Genomic DNA, 17833 nt, shown 5'->3' with positions numbered 1-17833 from the left:
GGGCCACGGCGGTGCGGGGCCGGGTGCGGCGGACGCCCCCGGCCCCCATCATCCCCGACTCAGCCGTCCGCCCGCGCGCCGCCGACCGGCGGGAAGTCCTGCCCGCCGGTGGTGCGGACGTCGAGCGTACGGTGCGGGGTCAGCCGGACGACGAGGTGCCGGCGCCAGTCCCGGTCGTCACGCTCGGGGCGGTCCTCGCGCCAGTGGCAGCCGCGGGTCTCCTCACGGCGCCGGGCGGCGGCCACCAGGACCCGGGCGACCAGGCTCAGGTTGGTCGCCTCCCATGTCTCGACGCACGGCTCGGCGGTCTTGCCCTCGCGGTCGTACGCCTCCACCGCCGCGGTGTGCAGCCGCTCCAGGGCGCCCGCGGCGGCCGTCAGCGACTCGGCGCTGCGCAGCACCCCCGCGCCCGCGGACATGATGCGCTGCACCTCGTAGCGCGCCTCGGAGGCCAGCAGCGGGGCGCCGCCGGTCTCCGGGACGACCGCCTCGGCGGCCCGCGCGCCGCCGCCGGTCACGGCGGAGATCACGTCGTCGGCGATGCGCTCGGCGAAGACCAGGCCTTCGAGCAGCGAGTTGGACGCGAGCCGGTTCGCGCCGTGCACACCCGTGCAGGCGACCTCGCCGCACGCGTACAGGCCCGGCACGGTGGTGCGCCCGTGCAGGTCGGTGCGGACACCGCCGGAGGCGTAGTGGGCGGCCGGGGCCACCGGGATCAGCCCGGTGACCGGGTCGATGCCGTGCGCGCGGCACGCCGCCAGGATCGTCGGGAAGCGCTCCTCCCACATCCGCGCACCGAAGTGCCGGGCGTCCAGGAACATGTGCTCCGCGCCCGTCTCCTGCATGCGGCGCGTGATGGCCTTGGCGACGATGTCGCGCGGCGCCAGCTCGGCCAGCTCGTGCTGCCCGGCCATGAAGCGCACACCGTCGGCGTCCACCAGGTACGCGCCTTCGCCGCGCACGGCCTCCGACACCAGCGGCTGCTGGCCCTCGGCGTCCGGGCCCAGCCACAGCACGGTGGGGTGGAACTGCACGAACTCGATGTCGGAGACCTCGGCCCCGGCGCGCAGCGCCAGCGCCACGCCGTCGCCCGTGGAGACCGGCGGGTTGGTCGTCGCCGAGAAGACCTGGCCCATGCCGCCCGTCGCCAGCACCACGGCGGGCGCGTGCACCGCCCCGACGCCGTCGCGCCGCCCCTCCCCCATGACGTGCAGCGTCACACCCGCGGTACGGCCCCGCGCGTCCTCCAGCAGGTCCAGCACGAGCGCGTTCTCGATCAGCTCGATGTCGGCCGCGCGAACCGCGTCGATGAGCGCCCGGGAGACCTCGGCGCCGGTCGCGTCACCACCCGCGTGGACGATACGGCTGCGGTGGTGGCCCCCCTCACGGGTGAGCAGGATCTCGCCCGTCGCCGGGTCGGAGTCGAAGCGGGCGCCGGTCGCGATGAGGCGGCGGACCGCGCCGGGGCCCTCGCTCACGAGGGTGCGGACCGCGTTCTCGTCGCACAGGCCCGCGCCCGCGACGAGCGTGTCGTCCAGGTGCTGCTCAGGGGTGTCGCCCTCGCCGAGGGCCGCGGCGATACCGCCCTGCGCCCAGCGGGTCGAGCCGTCGTCCAGGTGCGCCTTGGTCACGACGGTGACCTTCGCGCCCGCCGCGGCGCAGCGCAGCGCCACGGTCAGCCCCGCCACGCCCGAGCCCACGACCACGACGTCGGCGCCGATGGCCCAGCCCGGGGCCGGGGCGTGCAGGCGTATGCCGGTGCTGCTGCCGGCGGGGCCGGCTCCCGATGCGGTCATGACGCGGCTCCGAATTCCAGCGGGATGTTGTCGATCAGTCGGGTGCTGCCGACCCGGGCGGCGACGGCGAGCACGGCGGGGCCGGTGTGCCCGGGGCCCGCCTCGGTGAAGTCGGCGGGGTCGACGAGGGCGCAGTAGTCGAGGACGACGGGCGGCTCGGCCGACGCGGCGGCGTCCATGACCGCACGGGCCGCGCGCGCGGCGGCCGCGGGGCCGTCCGGTACGGCGTCCCGGCCCGCGGACAGGGCGCGGGACAGCGCGAGGGCCGAGGTCCGCTCGGCGGGCGACAGGTAGCGGTTGCGGCTGGACATGGCCAGGCCGTCGGCCTCGCGGACGGTCGGGGCCGCGACGATCTCGACGGGGAAGTTCAGGTCGGTGACCATACGGCGGACGAGTGCGAGCTGCTGGGCGTCCTTCTGCCCGAAGACGGCGACCGCCGGGCGCGTCAGGTGCAGCAGCTTCGCGACGACGGTGAGCATGCCGTCGAAGTGGCCGGGGCGGGACGCGCCCTCGAAGCCCTCGCCCATCGGCCCCGCGCCGATCCGCACCCGCGGCTGCCCGCCGGGGTAGACCTCGTCGGCGGCGGGCGCGAAGACGACGTCGGCGCCGGCCTGCTCGGCGAGCTTCACGTCGGCGTCCAGGGTGCGCGGGTAGCGGTCCAGGTCCTCGTTCGGCCCGAACTGCAGCGGGTTGACGAAGACCGTGACCGTGACCCGGCCGTCCCCCGCGCGGGCGCGGGCGGCGCGGATCAGCGAGGCGTGCCCCTCGTGCAGGGCGCCCATGGTCATGACCACGGCGGCCGCGGGCGGCAGCTCCCCGGCGTGGTGGACCAGCTCGGTCATACGGTGCCCTCGTCTCGGTGGGTGGGGTCGTCCGACAGGGCGCCCAGCAGCGCCTCCGCGGACTCGGCCTTGAGCATGCCGTTGGCCAGCGCGCGGTCCGCGGTGGCCCGCGCCATCGCGACGTACGACGGCACGTCCTCGGGCGCGTGGGCGCGCAGCTCGCGCAGGTGGGCGGCGACCGTGCCGGCGTCGCCGCGGGCCACCGGGCCCGTCAGGGCCGCGTCACCGGAACGCAGCGCGTTGTCCAGGGCCGCGCCCAGCAGCGGGCCCAGCATCCGGCCCGGCTCCTCGACACCCGCGGTACGCAGCAAATCCCTCGCCTGCGCGACCAGCGTGACCAGGTGGTTCGAGCCGATCGCCAGCGCGGCGTGGTAGAGCGGGCGGGCCTCCTCGGCGATCCATTCCGGCTCCCCGCCCATCTCGATGACCAGCGCCTCCGCGGCCAGCCGCAGCTCACCGGGCGCCGTCACCCCGAACGTGCAGCCCTCCAGCCGCTGCACGTCCACCCGGGTGCCCGTGAACGTCATCGCCGGGTGCAACGCGAGGGGCAGGGCCCCGGCGCGCAGGGCCGGCTCCAGCACGGACGTGCCGTACCGGCCCGAGGTGTGCACGATCAGCTGCCCCGGGCGTACGGCGCCGGTCTCCGCGAGGCCGCTCACCAGGGCGGGCAGGGCGTCGTCCGGGACGGTCAGCAGCACGAGGTCGGCTGCCGCCAGCACCTGGCCGGGCTCCAGCATCGGCACGCCGGGCAGCAGGGCCTCGGCGCGCCGGCGGGACGCCTCCGACACGCCGGAGGCGGCGACGGGGCGGTGCCCCGCCAGTGCGAGCGCGGCGGCCAGGGCCGGGCCGACGCGGCCCGCGCCCACGACCCCCACGGTCAGCCGTCCCGGCCGTTCCTCCACCATGTCGCCTCCCGCTCGGGTTCTCGTCAATCCTACGCGAACCCCCTGCGGGGGGCGCCCTTCTGTGACGCGCCCAACTCCCCCTGCGGCGGGCGCCGCGACCTTCTGCCGGTGGTGGGCTGAGCACTCCGTTACCCCCAGAGCTTCGCCTGGGGGTACCCCCACGCGCCCCTTGTCACCCCGAGCTGCCCCTTGCGGTGGGCATCGCGACCTTCCCGCCGTGGGGGCTGGTCGCGCACTCCCCGCGCCCCTGAAAAACGAATGCCCTCGCCCGCGAAGGGGCGCCCGCGGGTGTATGGGGTCGGGGGCGGGGTCCACCCCAAGGTGGACGTGGGATCGGTCCGAGGGGTGACCCCGCGGAGCGCCACGCTCCTTACGCTGGGTTATGTGCAGCGCATCTACGACTTCTTCCGACGCCACCCGACGGGGGTCGACACCTTCTGGGCCGTCGTCCTCCTGATGGTGTGCGCCGTGTGGATCGCCGCGGACGCGACCCCCTCGCCCGCGGCGCGCGTCGCCGCCGTGCCGCTGTCGATGGCCCTGGCCACGGTCGTCGCGCTGCGCCGCCGCGCGCCCGAGCGCATGCTGCTGCTGGCGATCGCGACGGGCCTGGCCCAGCTCGCACTGGACGTGAAGGCGCCGAACCCCGGTGACGCCGCGATGCTCGCGATCATCTACACGTGCGCGGCGACCGGCACCCGCTGGTCCTCGCGGGTCGCGCTGACCGGGGGGCTGCTGGCGACGCCGATCGCGATGGCGCGGTGGCCGCCGGACGACAAGTACTCGACGATCTGGACGACGCTGCTCCAGACGTTCTTCCTGACGGTGATCTTCGCCCTGTCGTGGGTGATCGGCGACCGCCTGCGTACCCGCCGGGCGTATTACGCGCAGCTGGAGGAGCGCGCCGAGCGCATGCACCGGGAGCGGGAGGCTCAGTCGAAGGCCGCGGTGGCGGCGGAGCGGGCGCGTATCGCGCGGGAGCTGCACGACGTGGTGGCGCACAACGTCTCGGTGATGGTGGTGCAGGCGGACGGCGCCGCGTACGTCATGGACGCCGCCCCGGACCAGGCGCGGCAGGCGCTGAGCACGATCTCCACGACCGGCCGGCAGGCGCTCGCGGAGATGCGGCGGCTGCTGGGCCTGCTGCGGGCGGGGGACGACGCGGGCGGCGAGTACGTGCCGCAGCCGGGGGTGGACCAGCTCGCGGACCTGATCGACCAGGTGCGCGGCGCGGGTCTGCCGGTGCGGTTCGAGGTCGCGGGGCAGGCCCGGCCGCTGTCGAGCGGCGTGGAGCTGACGGCGTACCGCATCGTCCAGGAGGCGCTGACGAACGTGCGCAAGCACGGCGGGGACGGGGCCAGCGCGAGTGTCGTGCTGGGCTTCGGCGAGCAGGAGCTGGATCTGCTGATCGAGGACGACGGGCGGGGCGGCGCGGACGCGCTGTACGAGGAGGGCGGCCGGGACGGCCTGGGCCAGGGCCTGATCGGTATGCGGGAGCGGATCGGCATGGTCGGCGGCACGCTGACGGCCGGGCCGCGGCCCGGCGGGGGTTTCCGGATCAGCGCGGTGCTTCCGCTGCGGACCGGGCGCTGAACGGAGTCGTGAAGTGACGGATGGGGACGTGATGGGAATCCGGGTCATGCTCGTGGACGACCAGGTGCTGCTGCGCACCGGTTTCCGGATGGTGCTGGCCGCGCAGCCGGACATGGAGGTCGTCGCGGAGGCGAGCGACGGCGCGGAGGCCCTGGAGGTGCTGCGCGCCACCCGGGTGGACGTGGTGCTGATGGACGTGCGGATGCCGCGGATGGACGGGGTGGAGGCGACCCGGCGGATCTGCGGCGGCGACCGGGAGCGCGAGGACGGCCCGCGGGTGCTCATCCTGACCACCTTCGACCTGGACGAGTACGCGTTCGCCGCGCTCAAGGCGGGGGCGGCCGGGTTCATGCTCAAGGACGTCCCCCCGGACGAGCTGCTGGCCGCGATCCGCGCGGTGCACAGCGGGGACGCGGTCGTGGCGCCCAGCACGACCCGGCGGCTGCTGGACCGCTTCACACCCATGCTGCCCGCCCCGGAGTCCGAGCCGCGGCACAAGGAGCTGGACAAGCTCACCGACCGCGAGCGCGAGGTGCTGCTGCTGGTCGCGCAAGGCCTGTCGAACGGTGAGATCGCCGCGAAGCTCGTGCTGTCGGAGGCGACGGTCAAGACGCACGTGGGCCGCATCCTCACCAAACTGGGCCTGCGCGACCGGGTGCAGGCGGTCGTCCTGGCGTACGAGTCGGGTCTGGTGCGGGCGGGCGGCGGCGGGCTGTGACACGGGCTCCCGGGGCTGAACCGCCCCGGGAGCGGGTAGGGGGCCCGGACCGACGCGGAATCAAAAGCGAAGTCCGGTGCGTTTGATCGACACCGCTGCGAGACAAGCGACGCAGTGGACGGACGAGGACTACGGGGAGGCGCCATGCGCGCGATCGTCATCGAGGAGTTCGGCGGACCGGACGTGCTGCGGCTCGTGGAGGTGCCGGATCCGGAACCGGGCCCCGGCGAGATCACCGTGGCCGTCGCCTACGCGGGCGTCAACTTCGCCGACATCATGGCCCGCACCAAGGGCTACCAGGTCGACGCGCTGCCCTTCCGGCCCGGCCTGGAGGTCGCCGGGCGCGTCCTCGCCGTCGGGGAGGGCGTCACGGAGCACGCCCCGGGCGACGAGGTCGCCGCGTTCGTCCGCGGCGGCGGCTACGCCGAGATCGCGGCCGTACCCGCCGCCAGCGCCTTCGCCGTGCCCGCCGGGCTCGACCTGCGCACCGCGGCGACCCTGCCGACCGTGATGCCGACCGCGTACGGCGTGCTGCACGACATCGCGCGGCTGCGCGAGGGCGACACCGTCCTGGTGCAGGGCGCCGCGGGCGGCGTCGGCACGGTCGCCGGCCAACTGGCCCGGCTGGGCGGGGCGAAGGCGGTCTACGGTGTCGTCTCCAGCATGGACAAGGCGCCGCACGCCCTGAAGTCCGGCTACGACCAGGTCTTCCTCGCCACCGACTTCGACGAGCAGGTGCTCGCCGCGACCGGCGGGCGGGGCGTGGACATCGCCCTCGACGCGGTCGGCGGCGAGACCTTCCGCCGGACGCTCGCCGTCACCGCGCGCTTCGGCCGGCTCGTCTCCTTCGGCAACTCCGGCAATGCCGCGCCCTGGCAGATCGGCCCCGCCGACGTCTACCCCGCCGCCCAGTCCGTCGCGGGCTTCTCCCTCATGGGGCTGGCCGCGCAGGACCCGGCACGGCTGCGCGAACTCGCCGACGCGGCCTTCCGCACGGTGCTCGACGGGGGCGTCGAACTGCCCGTGACCGCGGAGCTGGACCTCGCCGAGGCGGGCGAGGCGCACCGCCTGGTGGAGTCCCGGGCGACGACCGGCAAGCTGCTGCTGCGCGCCTGAGCGGGCGCCGCCGGCGGGATCCGCCCCGCCGGCGGCGAGCCCTCAGGGCAGACGGCGCGCGAAGTCGGCCGCCGCCGCGTGGATGTCGGACTCCGTCCACTCCAGGGCCTCACGGCCGACCGTCATCTCCAGCATCGACAGGCCCGGCAGCCGCGGCTCGAAGAACTGGTAGCGCCCGAAGAGCGATTCGCGGCGCTCCTCGGCCTGCTCCAGCGCCGCCCGGTTGAGGACGTCCTCGGGGTAGGGCAGCCACACCTGGAACTGGTGGGTGTGCGGCGCGTCCGGATACGTCCGCGGCCACGTCGCACCGCCCGCCGCCAGCCCCTCGCGCAGCGCACGGGCCACGACCTGGGCGTGCGCCACGTACGACGGCAGCCGCGGCAGCTCGCCCCGCAGACCCGCGAGGGCCGAGAGCACCGCCGGGAACTGCATGAAGACCTGGCCCCCGTAGCGGTGCCGCCACGCCTTGGCCTCCGCCACGAAATCCGCCGAACCGGCCAGCGCGGCGCCCGAGATGCCGTCCAGCGACTTGTAGTAGCTGACGTACACGCTGTCGGCCAGGCCCGCGATCTCCTGGAGCGTGTGCCCGAAGTGCGGCGCGCACTCCCACAGCCGGGCGCCGTCGAAGTGCACGACGGCGTCCCGCTCGCGGGCCGCCTTGACCGTCGCCGTCAGCTCGTCCCACGTCGGCAGCACATAGCCCGCGACCCGCAGCGGCAGCTCCAGCATGAGCGCGCCGAACGGCTCGTCGAGATCCGCGACCTCCTCGGCGGAGGGCATCCGCGGGTCCCGCGTCGGATGCACGGTCCGCAGGCCCGTCAGCACGCTCAGCGCGTCCCGCTCGTACATCTCCGGATGCGCCAGCGGATGCAGGGCCACCAGGGAGTTGCCCGTCCGGCCCGCCCACACCCGCAGGGCCACCTGCTGGGCCATCGTGCCGGTCGGGAAGTACGCGGCCGCCTCCGTGCCCAGCAGTTCCGCCGTGCGGCGCTCCAGCTCGCCGACGACGCTCTTCTCGTCACCGTAGAGGTCGACGGGCTCGGTGGTGTCGTACGCCTCCGAGCCCTCCCGTACGAGCCGTGCGAGCCGCTCCGCGACGGATTCCCGCGGGGGGTTCGCGAGCACGCGCCCGCACGCCCTGAGCGCGGCGGTCCGCCGCGCCTCCTCTTCACTTTCACCCATGGCCCGATCTTCCCCCACGAAGGGGCCAGCGCCCCGAGCGGCCCATCACCCCGGAGCGGGGGGGTCAGCCCGCGCGGCGGTGGCTGGGGCGGGGGGAAGAGGAGGAGCGGCTGCGCTTTTCCACGTACATGCGCTGGTCCGCGGAGTGGAGGATCTCCTCCACCGTCATACCGCAGCCGGCCCAGCCGACGCCGAAGCTCGCTCCGACGCGGACGGCGCGGCCGTCCACACGGATGGGCGGGGTGATCGCGTTGCGCAACCGCACCGCGAGATCCGCCGCGTCCGCCGGCGCGAGCCCGTCCGCGAGGACGACGAACTCGTCACCGCCGAGCCGGGCGACGGTGTCGCCGTCCCGCACCGCGCCGGTGAGCCGGCGGGCGACCTCGATGAGCACGGCGTCACCCGTGTGGTGGCCGAAGCGGTCGTTGATGGACTTGAAGCCGTCGAGGTCGCAGAAGAGGACGGCGAGCCCCTTCCCGGGCGCGGGGTCGCGCTCGTCGGGCACGGCGACATGGGTGTGCGAGTCGTAGCCGATCGCCCCGAGCGGCGAGGCCAGCTCGTCGGGCCCGTAGCCGTAGCTGAAAGCGAACTCGTCGGGTCCCTGGACCTCCGCGGCGAGCGCGGCCGCGTCCTTGTCGCCGGGGCGGTTGCAGATCCGGGCGGTGAGCCGGGAGCGCAGTTCCGCGCTGTTGGGCAGCCCGGTGAGGGAGTCGTGGCTGGCGCGGTGGGCGAGCTGCAGTTCGCGGCTCTTGCGGTCCTCTATGTCCTCGACGTGGGTGAGCAGGAAGCGCGGCCCGTCGGTGGTGTCGGCGACGACGGAGTTGCGCAGCGACACCCACACGTAGGTGCCGTCGCGGCGCGCGAGCCGCAGTTCCGCGCGGCCCCCTTCGGCGGAGGTGCGCAGCAGCAGGCCGACGTCCTCGGGGTGGACGAGGTCGGAGAAGGAGTAGCGGCGCATGACGGAGGCGCTGCGCCCGAGCAGCCGGCACAGCGCGTCGTTGGCCCGCAGCAGCCTGCCGTGCTGGTCGCCGCCCATCTCGGCGATGGCCATACCGCTGGGCGCGTATTCGAAGGCCTGCCGGAAGCTCTCCTCGCTGGCCCGCAGTGCCTGCTGGTCGCGTTCCAGCCGGACGAGGGCGCGCTGCATGTTGGCGCGCAGCCGGGCGTTGCTGATGGCGATGCCGGCCTGGAAGGCGTACATCTGGAGGGCTTCCTGGCCCCAGGGGCCGGGGTGGCGGCCGCTGGAGGGGCTGTCGACGGATATGACGCCGAGCATGTCGCCGCCACCGCCGAGGGAGGCGTACATGGGGGCGTAGAGGCGGTCGCCGGGGTGCCATTCGTCGGCGAAGCGGGGCAGCGGGCCGTCGGTGTGCCACTGCGGCACGTCGTCGTCGTTGAGGACCCAGCCCTCGGTGTGCGGGATGAAGCGCAGCGAGCCCCAGCGCCGGCCCATGCCGAGGCGCCGGTCCCAGGCGGCGCGGGAGCCGACCTTGCCGGTGAGCAGCGCTTCGCCCGCCTCGCTGCCGGCGAAGGCGGCGACGACGAGGTCGCCGTCCGGCCGGACCAGGTTGACGGCGGCGAGGTCGTAGCCGAGGCCGGTGACCACACCGTCGGCGACCGCCTGGATGGTGTCGGCGAGACTGCGCGCGGTGTTGAGGTCCGCCACGACCTGGTGCAGCTGACGCAGGGTCGCGAGGCGGACATACGGCTCCGATTCGGTATCCATGCCCCTCTCCGCGCCCTGGACGGCCAACTCCCGTGTCTCCGCGATACATCCGATGACGCCGCCGGCACCGGGTTACTCCGGCCACTGAATCACAGCGAGCTGTGCGGTCGGTACACAGGGTCAACAATATCTGCTGCTTGTGACTCAAGTCACATCATCGCGTAAGCATGTGAATACGGAGGGTACGGCCGGACGCCCGGCCGGGGACCTAGGACCGGGACAGGTTATGACTGCGACCACAGCCCGATCCGCATCCGTCCACCGAGCCGTACCGTGAGGTACGTGCTGCACTCACCGAGCGACCGGCATGCTGGGTCCACCATGGCCCACACTGTCGACCCCGATGCCTTCCGCGCCGCGATGACCCGCCTCACCGCGGGCGTCGTCCTCATCACCGCGCACGACCCGGACGACGGGCCGCGCGGCGAGGACGTCGGCATGACCGCGACCGCCTTCATGTCCGTCTCCCTCGAACCGCCGATGGTGCTGGTGAGCGTACGCACCGGGTCCCGGATGGACGAACTGCTCGAACGGCAGCCGCGCTGGGCCGCCTCCGTGCTCAGCGAGAGCCAGCGGCACATCGCCGGGCGCTTCGCGCTGCGCGGGCGGGTCAGCGACCGGCTGCTCTTCGAGGACATCTCCTACTACCGCGGCGAGCACTCGGGCGCGCCCGTGCTCGGCGGGGCGCTGTCGATACTCGAGTGCGAGACCGCGCAGCGCGTCCCCGCCGGGGACCACACGCTCGTGGTCGCCCACGTCCTGGACGCCCGCACGCCGAGCGCCGAGGGCGGCCCGCTGGCCTACTTCCGCGGGCGCTACCGCTTCCTGCGCTGAGCCTCCCGGGGGCCGCCGGATCCCCGGAACGGGCCCGGGGTCACTCCCAGCTGCCGCCGGAGCGGCCCCGCTTGGTCTCGCTGCGCTGCTTCTTCACCCGCAGCCGCCGCTCGTTGATACCGCGCGGGATCTTCGTCGGGCGCCGGGCCTTCGGCGGCGGCGCCGTCGCCTCGGCCAGCAGCGCCGCGAGCCGCGTCGCGGCCGCCTCCCGGTTGCGCCACTGCGAGCGGTGCTCGGAGGCGCGAACCGTGACCACGCCGTTCACCAGCCGTCCCGCCAGCCGCTCCAGCGCGCGGTCCTTCCACACCCGCGGCAGCGCCTCGGTCGCCGCGAGGTCGAACCGCAGCTCCACCTGGCTGTCCGAGGTGTTCACATGCTGCCCGCCGGGACCCGACGACCTGGAGAAACGCCACAGCAGCTCCGCCTCCGGCACGGAGACGGAACCGCGGATGGTCAGTGGCCCGTACATGCCTTCCATGGTCGCGCGTGCGCGTCCCCGGCGCATCGGAATTAGCGCCGGGTGCGGAACCACGAGATCCCCGGTCCGCGTTCAGTCCGATGACGGTAGTTTCGATCGCGACACCTACGACCAGACATAAGGGGACTTCCCATGGCGGTAAGCCTGACCAAGGGCGGAAACGTCTCTCTGACCAAGGAGGCGCCCGGCCTGACGGCTGTGACGGTCGGCCTGGGCTGGGACGTCCGTACCACCACCGGCACGGACTTCGACCTCGACGCGAGCGCCATCGCGGTCAACGCGACGGGCAAGGTCTACTCCGACGCGCACTTCGTCTTCTTCAACAACAAGCAGACGCCGGACCAGACCATTGTCCACACCGGCGACAACCGCACGGGCGAGGGCGAGGGCGACGACGAGGCGATCAACGTCAACCTGGCCGGTCTGCCCGCCGACGTCGAGAAGATCGTCTTCCCGGTCTCCATCTACGACGCCGAGTCCCGCAGCCAGAACTTCGGCCAGGTGCGCAACGCCTACATCCGCATCCTCAACCAGGCCGGCGGCGCCGAGATCGCCCGCTACGACCTGAGCGAGGACGCCGCCACCGAGACCGCGATGGTCTTCGGCGAGCTGTACCGCAACGGCGCGGAGTGGAAGTTCCGCGCGGTCGGCCAGGGCTACGCCTCGGGTCTCGCGGGCATCGCCACGGACTTCGGTGTCAGCCTCTGACGTCCCCCGTCCACGCAGGGCCCTTCGACGGCGCCCCTCCCCCACAGCCGGGAGGGGCGCCGTCTCCTTGCCGGGGGCTGGGGGGCCGGGGGCGCGGCTCCGGCCCGCCGGTCTGGGACGATCGACCGGTGATCGACCTCGGCTACGCCCTCTCCCGCCGCTTCCCGGACCCGCCGCAGACGGACTACCGCACCGCGGACGTCCGCGCCCTGCGGCACGACCTCTTCTGCGGCGACGTCTACATCGCCGAGGGCGAGCGCGAACTCGCCACCGCGTGGGGCTGGGTGCCCGTCCTCGACTTCGCGTGGGCGCTGTGCGACATCGCCGAACAACTCGACCGCGACCCCGCGGGCAGCCGCGCCGCCCGCCCCCAGCACGCGGAGTTCGACTTCACGGAGTCGCCGGACCGGCTCCGCTTCGTCCGCCGCTTCGGCTTCGTCGACGTCACCGCGGACTGGCTCCCCGACGAGCCCCCGCTCCCCGTCCGCCACGCCGACCTCCGCCGCGAGGCCCGCGACTTCCTCCACGACGTCGTGGCCGACCTGACCGACATGCACGACACCCTGTCCGACAACCCCGCCCTCTGGACCCTCCTGGCCCGCTACCCCCGCACCTGACCCTGCGCCCGCGCTGCGGGGCACCCGTTTTTCGGGGGCGCGTGGGGTGCCCGGCGCGGCACGCGCAAACCCCAGCCTGCCGGGAGGGACTAGCATCCGGGGCCAACGGGGAGGTCACCGACATGCGCAAACTGGCTTACGCCGCAGGCGGGTTGCTCGTGGTGGGGGGCGGGGCCCTGCTGGGCCCCGATACGTGGGGGCCCGCCGCGATCGTGCTCATGATCGCGGCGCTCGCCCCGCTCACCCTGATTCTGTGCGCCCTGATGCTGAGCCTCGGCCTGAGCACCCGGGTCCGCTGGTACGGCTGGGTCCTCGCGGTGACGGCCGCGCTCGCCCTGCCCGCGGGCGTCGTCGGCACGGTCGCCGCACACGAGCACGGGTCGCGCGGCTACGTGTCGCGCTACGGGACGCCGGGTGTCGCGGACCTGCCCAAGTACTGGAACGGCGTCACCACCGTGCAGCCGCGCGGCGGGTGGTGGAAGACGATGCAGCTGCGCTTCGGGGACGCCGCGTGGCCGCGCTACCACAGCTACTACACGCTGGAGGGCCTGGACCGCTTCGCGACGGGCCCGGACCCCCGGGGGGTGCGTGTGGACGTGCTGATCGTGGACGGCGCCGCGTACGACGTGGAGAGCTGGCGCACGGACGCGCAGCGCTTCGCCCCGCTGGGCCGCGACCCGCTGCCGCGGCTGCTGTGGGGACTGCTGCCCGGCCTCCTGCTGCCGCTCGCACTGCTGGTGAGCGTGCCGGTGCGGCTGCGCCGCCGGTCCCCCGGCGAGCGGCCGCCGTACGGCGTGCCCTACCGCGTACCGCCCCACCGCGTACCGCCCTCCCGTCCGAGCGCGGACGGGCCGCCCCGCAGGGCGACGCCCGCGGACCGGATCTACGAGGCCGCGACGCGGCAGCACAAGGAACGGCACCGGCCTTACCGGCTGACGGTGACTTCCTCGCGGGTGCGGGTGACCGCGGACCCGGACGGCTTCCGTGTCGAGCAGTTGGTGAACGGGAGCTGGCGCGGGCATCTCGACCTGCCGTGGCGCGACATCGCGGAGCTGGTCTTCGACCACGACCACCGGGACCCGGTGGTCTCCCTGTACGTGCTGCCCGCGCAGGGCGGCCGCCGGCACGCCCTGGATTCCTCCCACCTTTCCAGCGCCGAATGGCGGGAACTCGCCGACGCGGTCGCCGCCGACACCGACGGCCGGGTGCGCCTCGACCTCGGTGCCCGCGGCGGCCGCCACGTCAACCCCGACGCCTGACCGGCTGGACTCCGCCGGGCCTCCCGGCCTAGGGCGAAAGGCCGATTGGCCGCGCCCGCCGGGCGGGGTTGGCTGGGGGCAGGCGCCGCTGCGGGCGGCGGGAGCGGAGGGCGAGGACGTGTTTGCCGTACGACTGCACGAGTTCGGGGGGCCCGAGGAGCTGCGGTACGAGGAGGTGCCGGACCCGGAGCCGGGCGCGGGTGAGGTGCGGGTGGCGGTCGCGGCGGCGGGGGTGCACCTGGTCGACACGTGGCTGCGGGAGGGGCGGGTCTCGGGTCCGATCCCGCTGCCGGAGCTGCCGACCGTGCCGGGCCGGGAGGTCGCCGGGACCGTCGACCGGGTGGGTCCGGGCGCCGACCCGGCGTGGCTCGGGCAGCGCGTCGTCGCCCACCTCGGCACCGCGCCCGGCGGTTACGCGGAGCTGGCGGTCGTACCGCAGGCGCGGCTGCACGCCGTACCGGACACGCTGGACCTGCGCGCGGCCGTCGCGATGATCGGCACCGGCCGCACCACGCTGGGCATCCTGCGGCTCGCGGAGCTGGCACCGCAGGACACGGTCGTCGTGCTCGCGGCGGCGGGCGGGATCGGCACGCTGCTCGTGCAGTACGCGCTGTCGCTCGGGGCGGACGTCGTGGGTGTCGCGGGCGGGCCCGACAAGGTCGCGGCGGTCCGCGCGCTGGGCGCCGCCGCGGTGGACTACCGGCGGCCGGGCTGGACGGACGAGGTGCGGACGGTGCTCGGCGGCGAGCGCGCGGCAACCGTCGTCTTCGACGGCGTCGGCGGTGACGCGGCCACCGCCGCGCTGGGCCTGCTGGCGCCCGGCGGGCGGCACCTCGTCTACGGCTGGGCCTCCGGCGGCCCCGCGGAGGCCGTGCCGGGCGTGGACTCCCGGCCGCTGGTCGGACCCGCGCTGGCGAAGCTCACCGGCACGCCGGAGGGGCTGCGCGCCCTAGAGTCGGCGGCGCTCGCGGCGGCCGCGGAGGGCACGCTCGTGCCGGGCGTCCAGACCTTCGCCCTCCAGGACGCGGGCGCCGCGCACGCGGCGCTCGCCGCGAGGGGGACGACGGGCAAGGTGGTCCTGACCACCTGACCACCTGCCCCCTGAGTCCCTGCCCCCCGAGCCGCCGCGGCGGGGGGCCGGGAACTCCGGAACGCGGTCGCGGAGTTCTCTGGGCGAAACGAACCGTCCGTACGAGGAGAAACCCCCCATGGCCCTGTGGGACCGCTTCAAAGAGTCCGCCACGAACATGCAGGCGCAGCTCAACGCCAAGAAGAACGACCTCAAGAGCGGCGCCTTCCGTGACGCCAGCATGGCGATGTGCGCGCTCGTGGCGGCCGCCGACGGGTCGGTCGATCCGTCCGAGCGGCAGCGCGTCGCCGCCCTCATCGGCACCAACGAGGTGCTGCAGAACTTCCCGGCGCAGGACCTCCAGCGGCGCTTCGACGACTACCTGGGCAAGCTGACCGCCGACTTCGCGTTCGGCAAGGTGGGGATCCTCCAGGAGATCGCCAAGGTGCAGAAGAAGCCGACGGAGGCCCGTGCGGTGATCCAGATCGGCATCGTCATCGGCGGCGCCGACGGCGACTTCGACGCGACGGAGAAGGGCGTGGTGCGCGAGGCGTGCTTCGCGGTGGGGCTCAACCCGCAGGAGTTCGACCTCTGACGGCGGGCGCGCGGGCACTGCCGGAACGGGCAGTGCCCGAGCCGTCTCGGACGGGATCCGGCACACTATGATCCGAAAGTGGAGCCGGAGGCGTCACATGCCGTCCCGCGGCGGAAGCGGCCACGACGGCCGACGCGGCGCGGGCCGCGGGTGCGGGGGTGTCACCGCCCCGGCGGGCACCGGCTCCGGATGTGCGCGGCGCGCTGCGGCCGGCGCGGATACGCGGGGAGCACGGGGTACCCCGGGGGCGTGAGCGTCCCCGTATCCGGGTGGGGCGCCGGGTCGCCCGGGAAGGTGGGGGTGGACGGATGCTTCCGGTGCCGAGCGGGGACGGACGCCCGCCGGGGGCCGCGGCAGGCGGTCCGGGCGGTGTGGTCGGTACGCAGCGGGACGAGGACGCGGCGCTGGCGCTGTACGAGGCGCTGCGGGCCCGCGGCAGGATGACGGGCGGCAGCCCGCCGTCCACCGCCGAGCTGTACGCGGCCGCGGAACTGGACGAGGTCCAGGGCGGGCGCGGCTGGGGGCGGTTGGCGGATCTGGGGCTGGTGCAGATACGTGACGGGGTCGCCGAGGCCGTCGATCCGGACGCGGCGCTCGCCCGCGCGATGGACCGTTACCAGGCCAACGCGACCGAGCAGTTGCGCAACGGGGTGCGGCTGCAGCGCGTCACGGAGGCGCTGTTGGCGGTCTACCGGCCCGCGGTCCAGCGTGAGACACGCGAAACGCGTGAGGTGGCGGTGGAGTTCGTCTCCGAGCCGCGGCGCAAGCAGCGCATCCGGCTGGATCTGTCGGACGCGGCGCGGGAGCGGATCGACTCGATGCACCCGGGGCCGATGCCGGCGATCGAGGTCCTGGAGGCCTCGCTGGCGCACGACCGCTCGCTCATGGAGCGCGGGATCATCAGCCGCGCGATCTACCCGATGTCGTGCCTGGCGTCGCCGAAGTACGCCCGCTGGCTGCACGATCTGGCCGACGCGGGCGTGGAGTTGCGGCTCATCGACCACGCGCCCTTCGACCTCCTGACCTTCGACTCCGACGCGGCGCTGATGGCCGCGGACCCCGAACACCCGTCGGACACCCTGATCGTGGTGCGCGGCGCGGCCCTGATGCGGGCCTTCCGCGCGGTGTACGAGGACTTCTGGCTGCGCGGGCGGCCGCTGGTGTCCTCGGCGGGCGGCGGCGCGGAGGACGCGGACGCGGTCACCGCGCAGGAGCGGGTCATCATCCGGCTCATGGCGTCGGGCCTCAGCGACGACCAGATCGCCCGCAAGCTGGGTGTCCACCGCCGTACGGTGCAGCGCGCGATCGCCAAGCTGATGGAGCGGCTGAACGCCGCGAGCCGCTTCGAGGCGGGCCTGAAGCTGGCGCGTGACGAGGAGTTCGCGGGGCTCTTCACCGGGGTGTGACGGCACGCCCCGGCCCGCGCGGGCTCAGCGGGGCGCCGCCGGGAGGTGGTCGGCGAGGCGGCGCAGCAGTGCGGCGATCGGGCCCTGGAGTCCGGGCAGCGTCGAGATGAGCAGGTGGACGAGGGAGAAGCCGAGCGCCGCGGTGTCGGGGGTGTCGGCGGTGCGCAGCCATGCGGTGACGGCGAGCCGGGCGGCCTTGTCGGCGCCCGCCGAGGCGCCCTGGGCGTGCAGCCGGGCGGCGGCGACGGTGGCGTAGTGGGTGGCGGCGGGCCAGTCGCCGTCGCGGGCGGCGTCCCCGGCGGCGCGGCCGAGGGCGGCGGACGGGTCGGGGTCCGCGCCGACGGCGAGGGCGCACAGGTCGTGCGGCATGTCCGCCGGGTCGCCCCAGCAGGGGTCGGGCGGGCGGCGTGCTGGCACCGGCGGGGCGGGCCGCGGTGCCGGGTGGGCGGTGCCGTCGGCCTCGACGAGCAGCCGCTCGACCCGGCCGTCGGGGTGGCCGACGGCGACGTGGGTGGCGCGGCCGCTCTCGCGGGCCTGCCAGGCCGCGGCCGACCACGCCGGGTGCGTGTCGTCGGCGAGACCGCGGGCCTGCGACATGACGGTGCCCCAGGTGTGGACGGTGCCGCCGGGCAGGACGGCCACGCTCACCGGGGTGACGGGCGCGGCGTCGGCGGGCCCGGCGCCGAACCAGTCGCCGGTCCACGGGGTGGTGGCGACGGGGATGACCGGCACCCTGACCGGCACCAGCCACTCCGCGCCCGTCCCGCCCGCTGCCCCGGGCTCCCGTCCGCCGTACGGGCCGGGTTCCGGCTCGTGGTCGCCGGGTGCGGCCGCGGCCGCCCAGGTGCCGTACCCCCATGGCGAGGCGCCGGAGGCGTGCGCGTCCGGCGTCGGGGGCTCGTACGGGTGAGGGGTGGGCATGTCAGCCGTCCCGCGGGGAAGGGGCCGCGCCGGTGGCGGGGCCGACGCGGGCGGGACGGCCGGTCCGCGGG

General features: G+C 74.8%; 17 protein-coding genes. 10 read left to right on the top strand and 7 right to left on the bottom strand.

The features are described 5' to 3' along the window. Positions 1 to 59 precede the first annotated feature (59 nt). From ACH4PY_RS34445 to ACH4PY_RS34435, 3 genes are read right to left on the bottom strand one after another with little or no spacing between them, the layout of a single operon-like run. On the bottom strand, positions 60 to 1796 hold the full coding sequence (locus tag ACH4PY_RS34445) for an L-aspartate oxidase (protein ID WP_398192240.1): 1737 nt from the start codon (positions 1794 to 1796) through the stop codon (positions 60 to 62). Further along, on the bottom strand, positions 1793 to 2638 hold the full coding sequence (gene panC / locus ACH4PY_RS34440) for a pantoate--beta-alanine ligase (protein ID WP_398192238.1): 846 nt from the start codon (positions 2636 to 2638) through the stop codon (positions 1793 to 1795). Before panC ends, ACH4PY_RS34445 begins: the two co-directional genes overlap by 4 nt. Continuing rightward, complete coding sequence (locus ACH4PY_RS34435) at positions 2635 to 3543, bottom strand: Rossmann-like and DUF2520 domain-containing protein (protein WP_398192236.1); 909 nt, start codon at positions 3541 to 3543, stop codon at positions 2635 to 2637. Before ACH4PY_RS34435 ends, panC begins: the two co-directional genes overlap by 4 nt. 384 nt (positions 3544 to 3927) lie before the next feature. On the opposite strand from ACH4PY_RS34435, the gene ACH4PY_RS34430 reads away from it, so the two are divergent. The 3 genes from ACH4PY_RS34430 to ACH4PY_RS34420 all read left to right on the top strand — a co-directional run bounded on the left by ACH4PY_RS34430 (position 3928) and on the right by ACH4PY_RS34420 (position 6967). Continuing rightward, entirely contained in the window at positions 3928 to 5133 is a 1206-nt protein-coding gene (locus tag ACH4PY_RS34430) for a sensor histidine kinase (protein ID WP_398192234.1), read from the top strand. A 31-nt stretch (positions 5134 to 5164) separates the two neighbouring features. Further along, the gene (locus tag ACH4PY_RS34425) at positions 5165 to 5851 is read left to right on the top strand and encodes a response regulator (protein WP_398192334.1); all 687 of its coding nucleotides are present in this window, start codon (positions 5165 to 5167) and stop codon (positions 5849 to 5851) included. 144 nt (positions 5852 to 5995) lie between these two features. Next, on the top strand, positions 5996 to 6967 hold the full coding sequence (locus ACH4PY_RS34420) for a zinc-binding alcohol dehydrogenase family protein (RefSeq protein WP_398192232.1): 972 nt from the start codon (positions 5996 to 5998) through the stop codon (positions 6965 to 6967). A 42-nt stretch (positions 6968 to 7009) separates the two neighbouring features. Here the strand turns inward: ACH4PY_RS34420 and ACH4PY_RS34415 are convergent, their stop codons facing one another. After that, entirely contained in the window at positions 7010 to 8149 is a 1140-nt protein-coding gene (locus ACH4PY_RS34415) for a threonine aldolase family protein (RefSeq protein ID WP_398192230.1), read from the bottom strand. 64 nt (positions 8150 to 8213) lie between these two features. Continuing rightward, entirely contained in the window at positions 8214 to 9875 is a 1662-nt protein-coding gene (gene cdgB, locus ACH4PY_RS34410; RefSeq protein ID WP_398192228.1) for a diguanylate cyclase CdgB, read from the bottom strand. A gap of 321 nt (positions 9876 to 10196) precedes the next feature. On the opposite strand from cdgB, the gene ACH4PY_RS34405 reads away from it, so the two are divergent. Further along, entirely contained in the window at positions 10197 to 10709 is a 513-nt protein-coding gene (locus ACH4PY_RS34405; RefSeq protein WP_031525224.1) for a flavin reductase family protein, read from the top strand. Between the two features lie 40 nt (positions 10710 to 10749). Here ACH4PY_RS34405 and arfB read toward each other — a convergent pair whose 3' ends face one another. Further along, the gene (gene arfB / locus ACH4PY_RS34400) at positions 10750 to 11187 is read right to left on the bottom strand and encodes an alternative ribosome rescue aminoacyl-tRNA hydrolase ArfB (RefSeq protein WP_398192225.1); all 438 of its coding nucleotides are present in this window, start codon (positions 11185 to 11187) and stop codon (positions 10750 to 10752) included. A 132-nt stretch (positions 11188 to 11319) separates the two neighbouring features. On the opposite strand from arfB, the gene ACH4PY_RS34395 reads away from it, so the two are divergent. The 6 genes from ACH4PY_RS34395 to ACH4PY_RS34370 all read left to right on the top strand — a co-directional run bounded on the left by ACH4PY_RS34395 (position 11320) and on the right by ACH4PY_RS34370 (position 16841). Continuing rightward, on the top strand, positions 11320 to 11895 hold the full coding sequence (locus ACH4PY_RS34395; protein WP_398192224.1) for a TerD family protein: 576 nt from the start codon (positions 11320 to 11322) through the stop codon (positions 11893 to 11895). A 128-nt stretch (positions 11896 to 12023) separates the two neighbouring features. Then, a complete protein-coding gene (locus tag ACH4PY_RS34390) occupies positions 12024 to 12512 on the top strand; it encodes a hypothetical protein (protein WP_398192222.1) in 489 nt (162 codons plus the stop codon). Positions 12513 to 12634: 122 nt separating this feature from the next. Beyond that, positions 12635 to 13771 carry a hypothetical protein gene (locus ACH4PY_RS34385; RefSeq protein WP_398192220.1) on the top strand — a complete coding sequence of 379 codons (1137 nt, stop codon included), beginning with the start codon at positions 12635 to 12637 and terminating at the stop codon, positions 13769 to 13771. A gap of 118 nt (positions 13772 to 13889) precedes the next feature. Further along, on the top strand, positions 13890 to 14861 hold the full coding sequence (locus tag ACH4PY_RS34380) for a zinc-binding dehydrogenase (protein WP_398192218.1): 972 nt from the start codon (positions 13890 to 13892) through the stop codon (positions 14859 to 14861). A gap of 118 nt (positions 14862 to 14979) precedes the next feature. Next, on the top strand, positions 14980 to 15435 hold the full coding sequence (locus ACH4PY_RS34375; RefSeq protein WP_398192216.1) for a tellurite resistance TerB family protein: 456 nt from the start codon (positions 14980 to 14982) through the stop codon (positions 15433 to 15435). Positions 15436 to 15743: 308 nt separating this feature from the next. Next, the gene (locus ACH4PY_RS34370; protein WP_398192215.1) at positions 15744 to 16841 is read left to right on the top strand and encodes a LuxR C-terminal-related transcriptional regulator; all 1098 of its coding nucleotides are present in this window, start codon (positions 15744 to 15746) and stop codon (positions 16839 to 16841) included. A gap of 24 nt (positions 16842 to 16865) precedes the next feature. Here the strand turns inward: ACH4PY_RS34370 and ACH4PY_RS34365 are convergent, their stop codons facing one another. After that, entirely contained in the window at positions 16866 to 17762 is an 897-nt protein-coding gene (locus ACH4PY_RS34365) for a hypothetical protein (protein WP_398192213.1), read from the bottom strand. Positions 17763 to 17833 lie beyond the last annotated feature (71 nt).

This window comes from Streptomyces sp. NPDC021224 (assembly GCF_044332905.1).
Taxonomy (GTDB): Bacteria; Actinomycetota; Actinomycetes; order Streptomycetales; family Streptomycetaceae; genus Actinacidiphila.
This window is presented reverse-complemented; position numbering and strand designations above follow the sequence as displayed.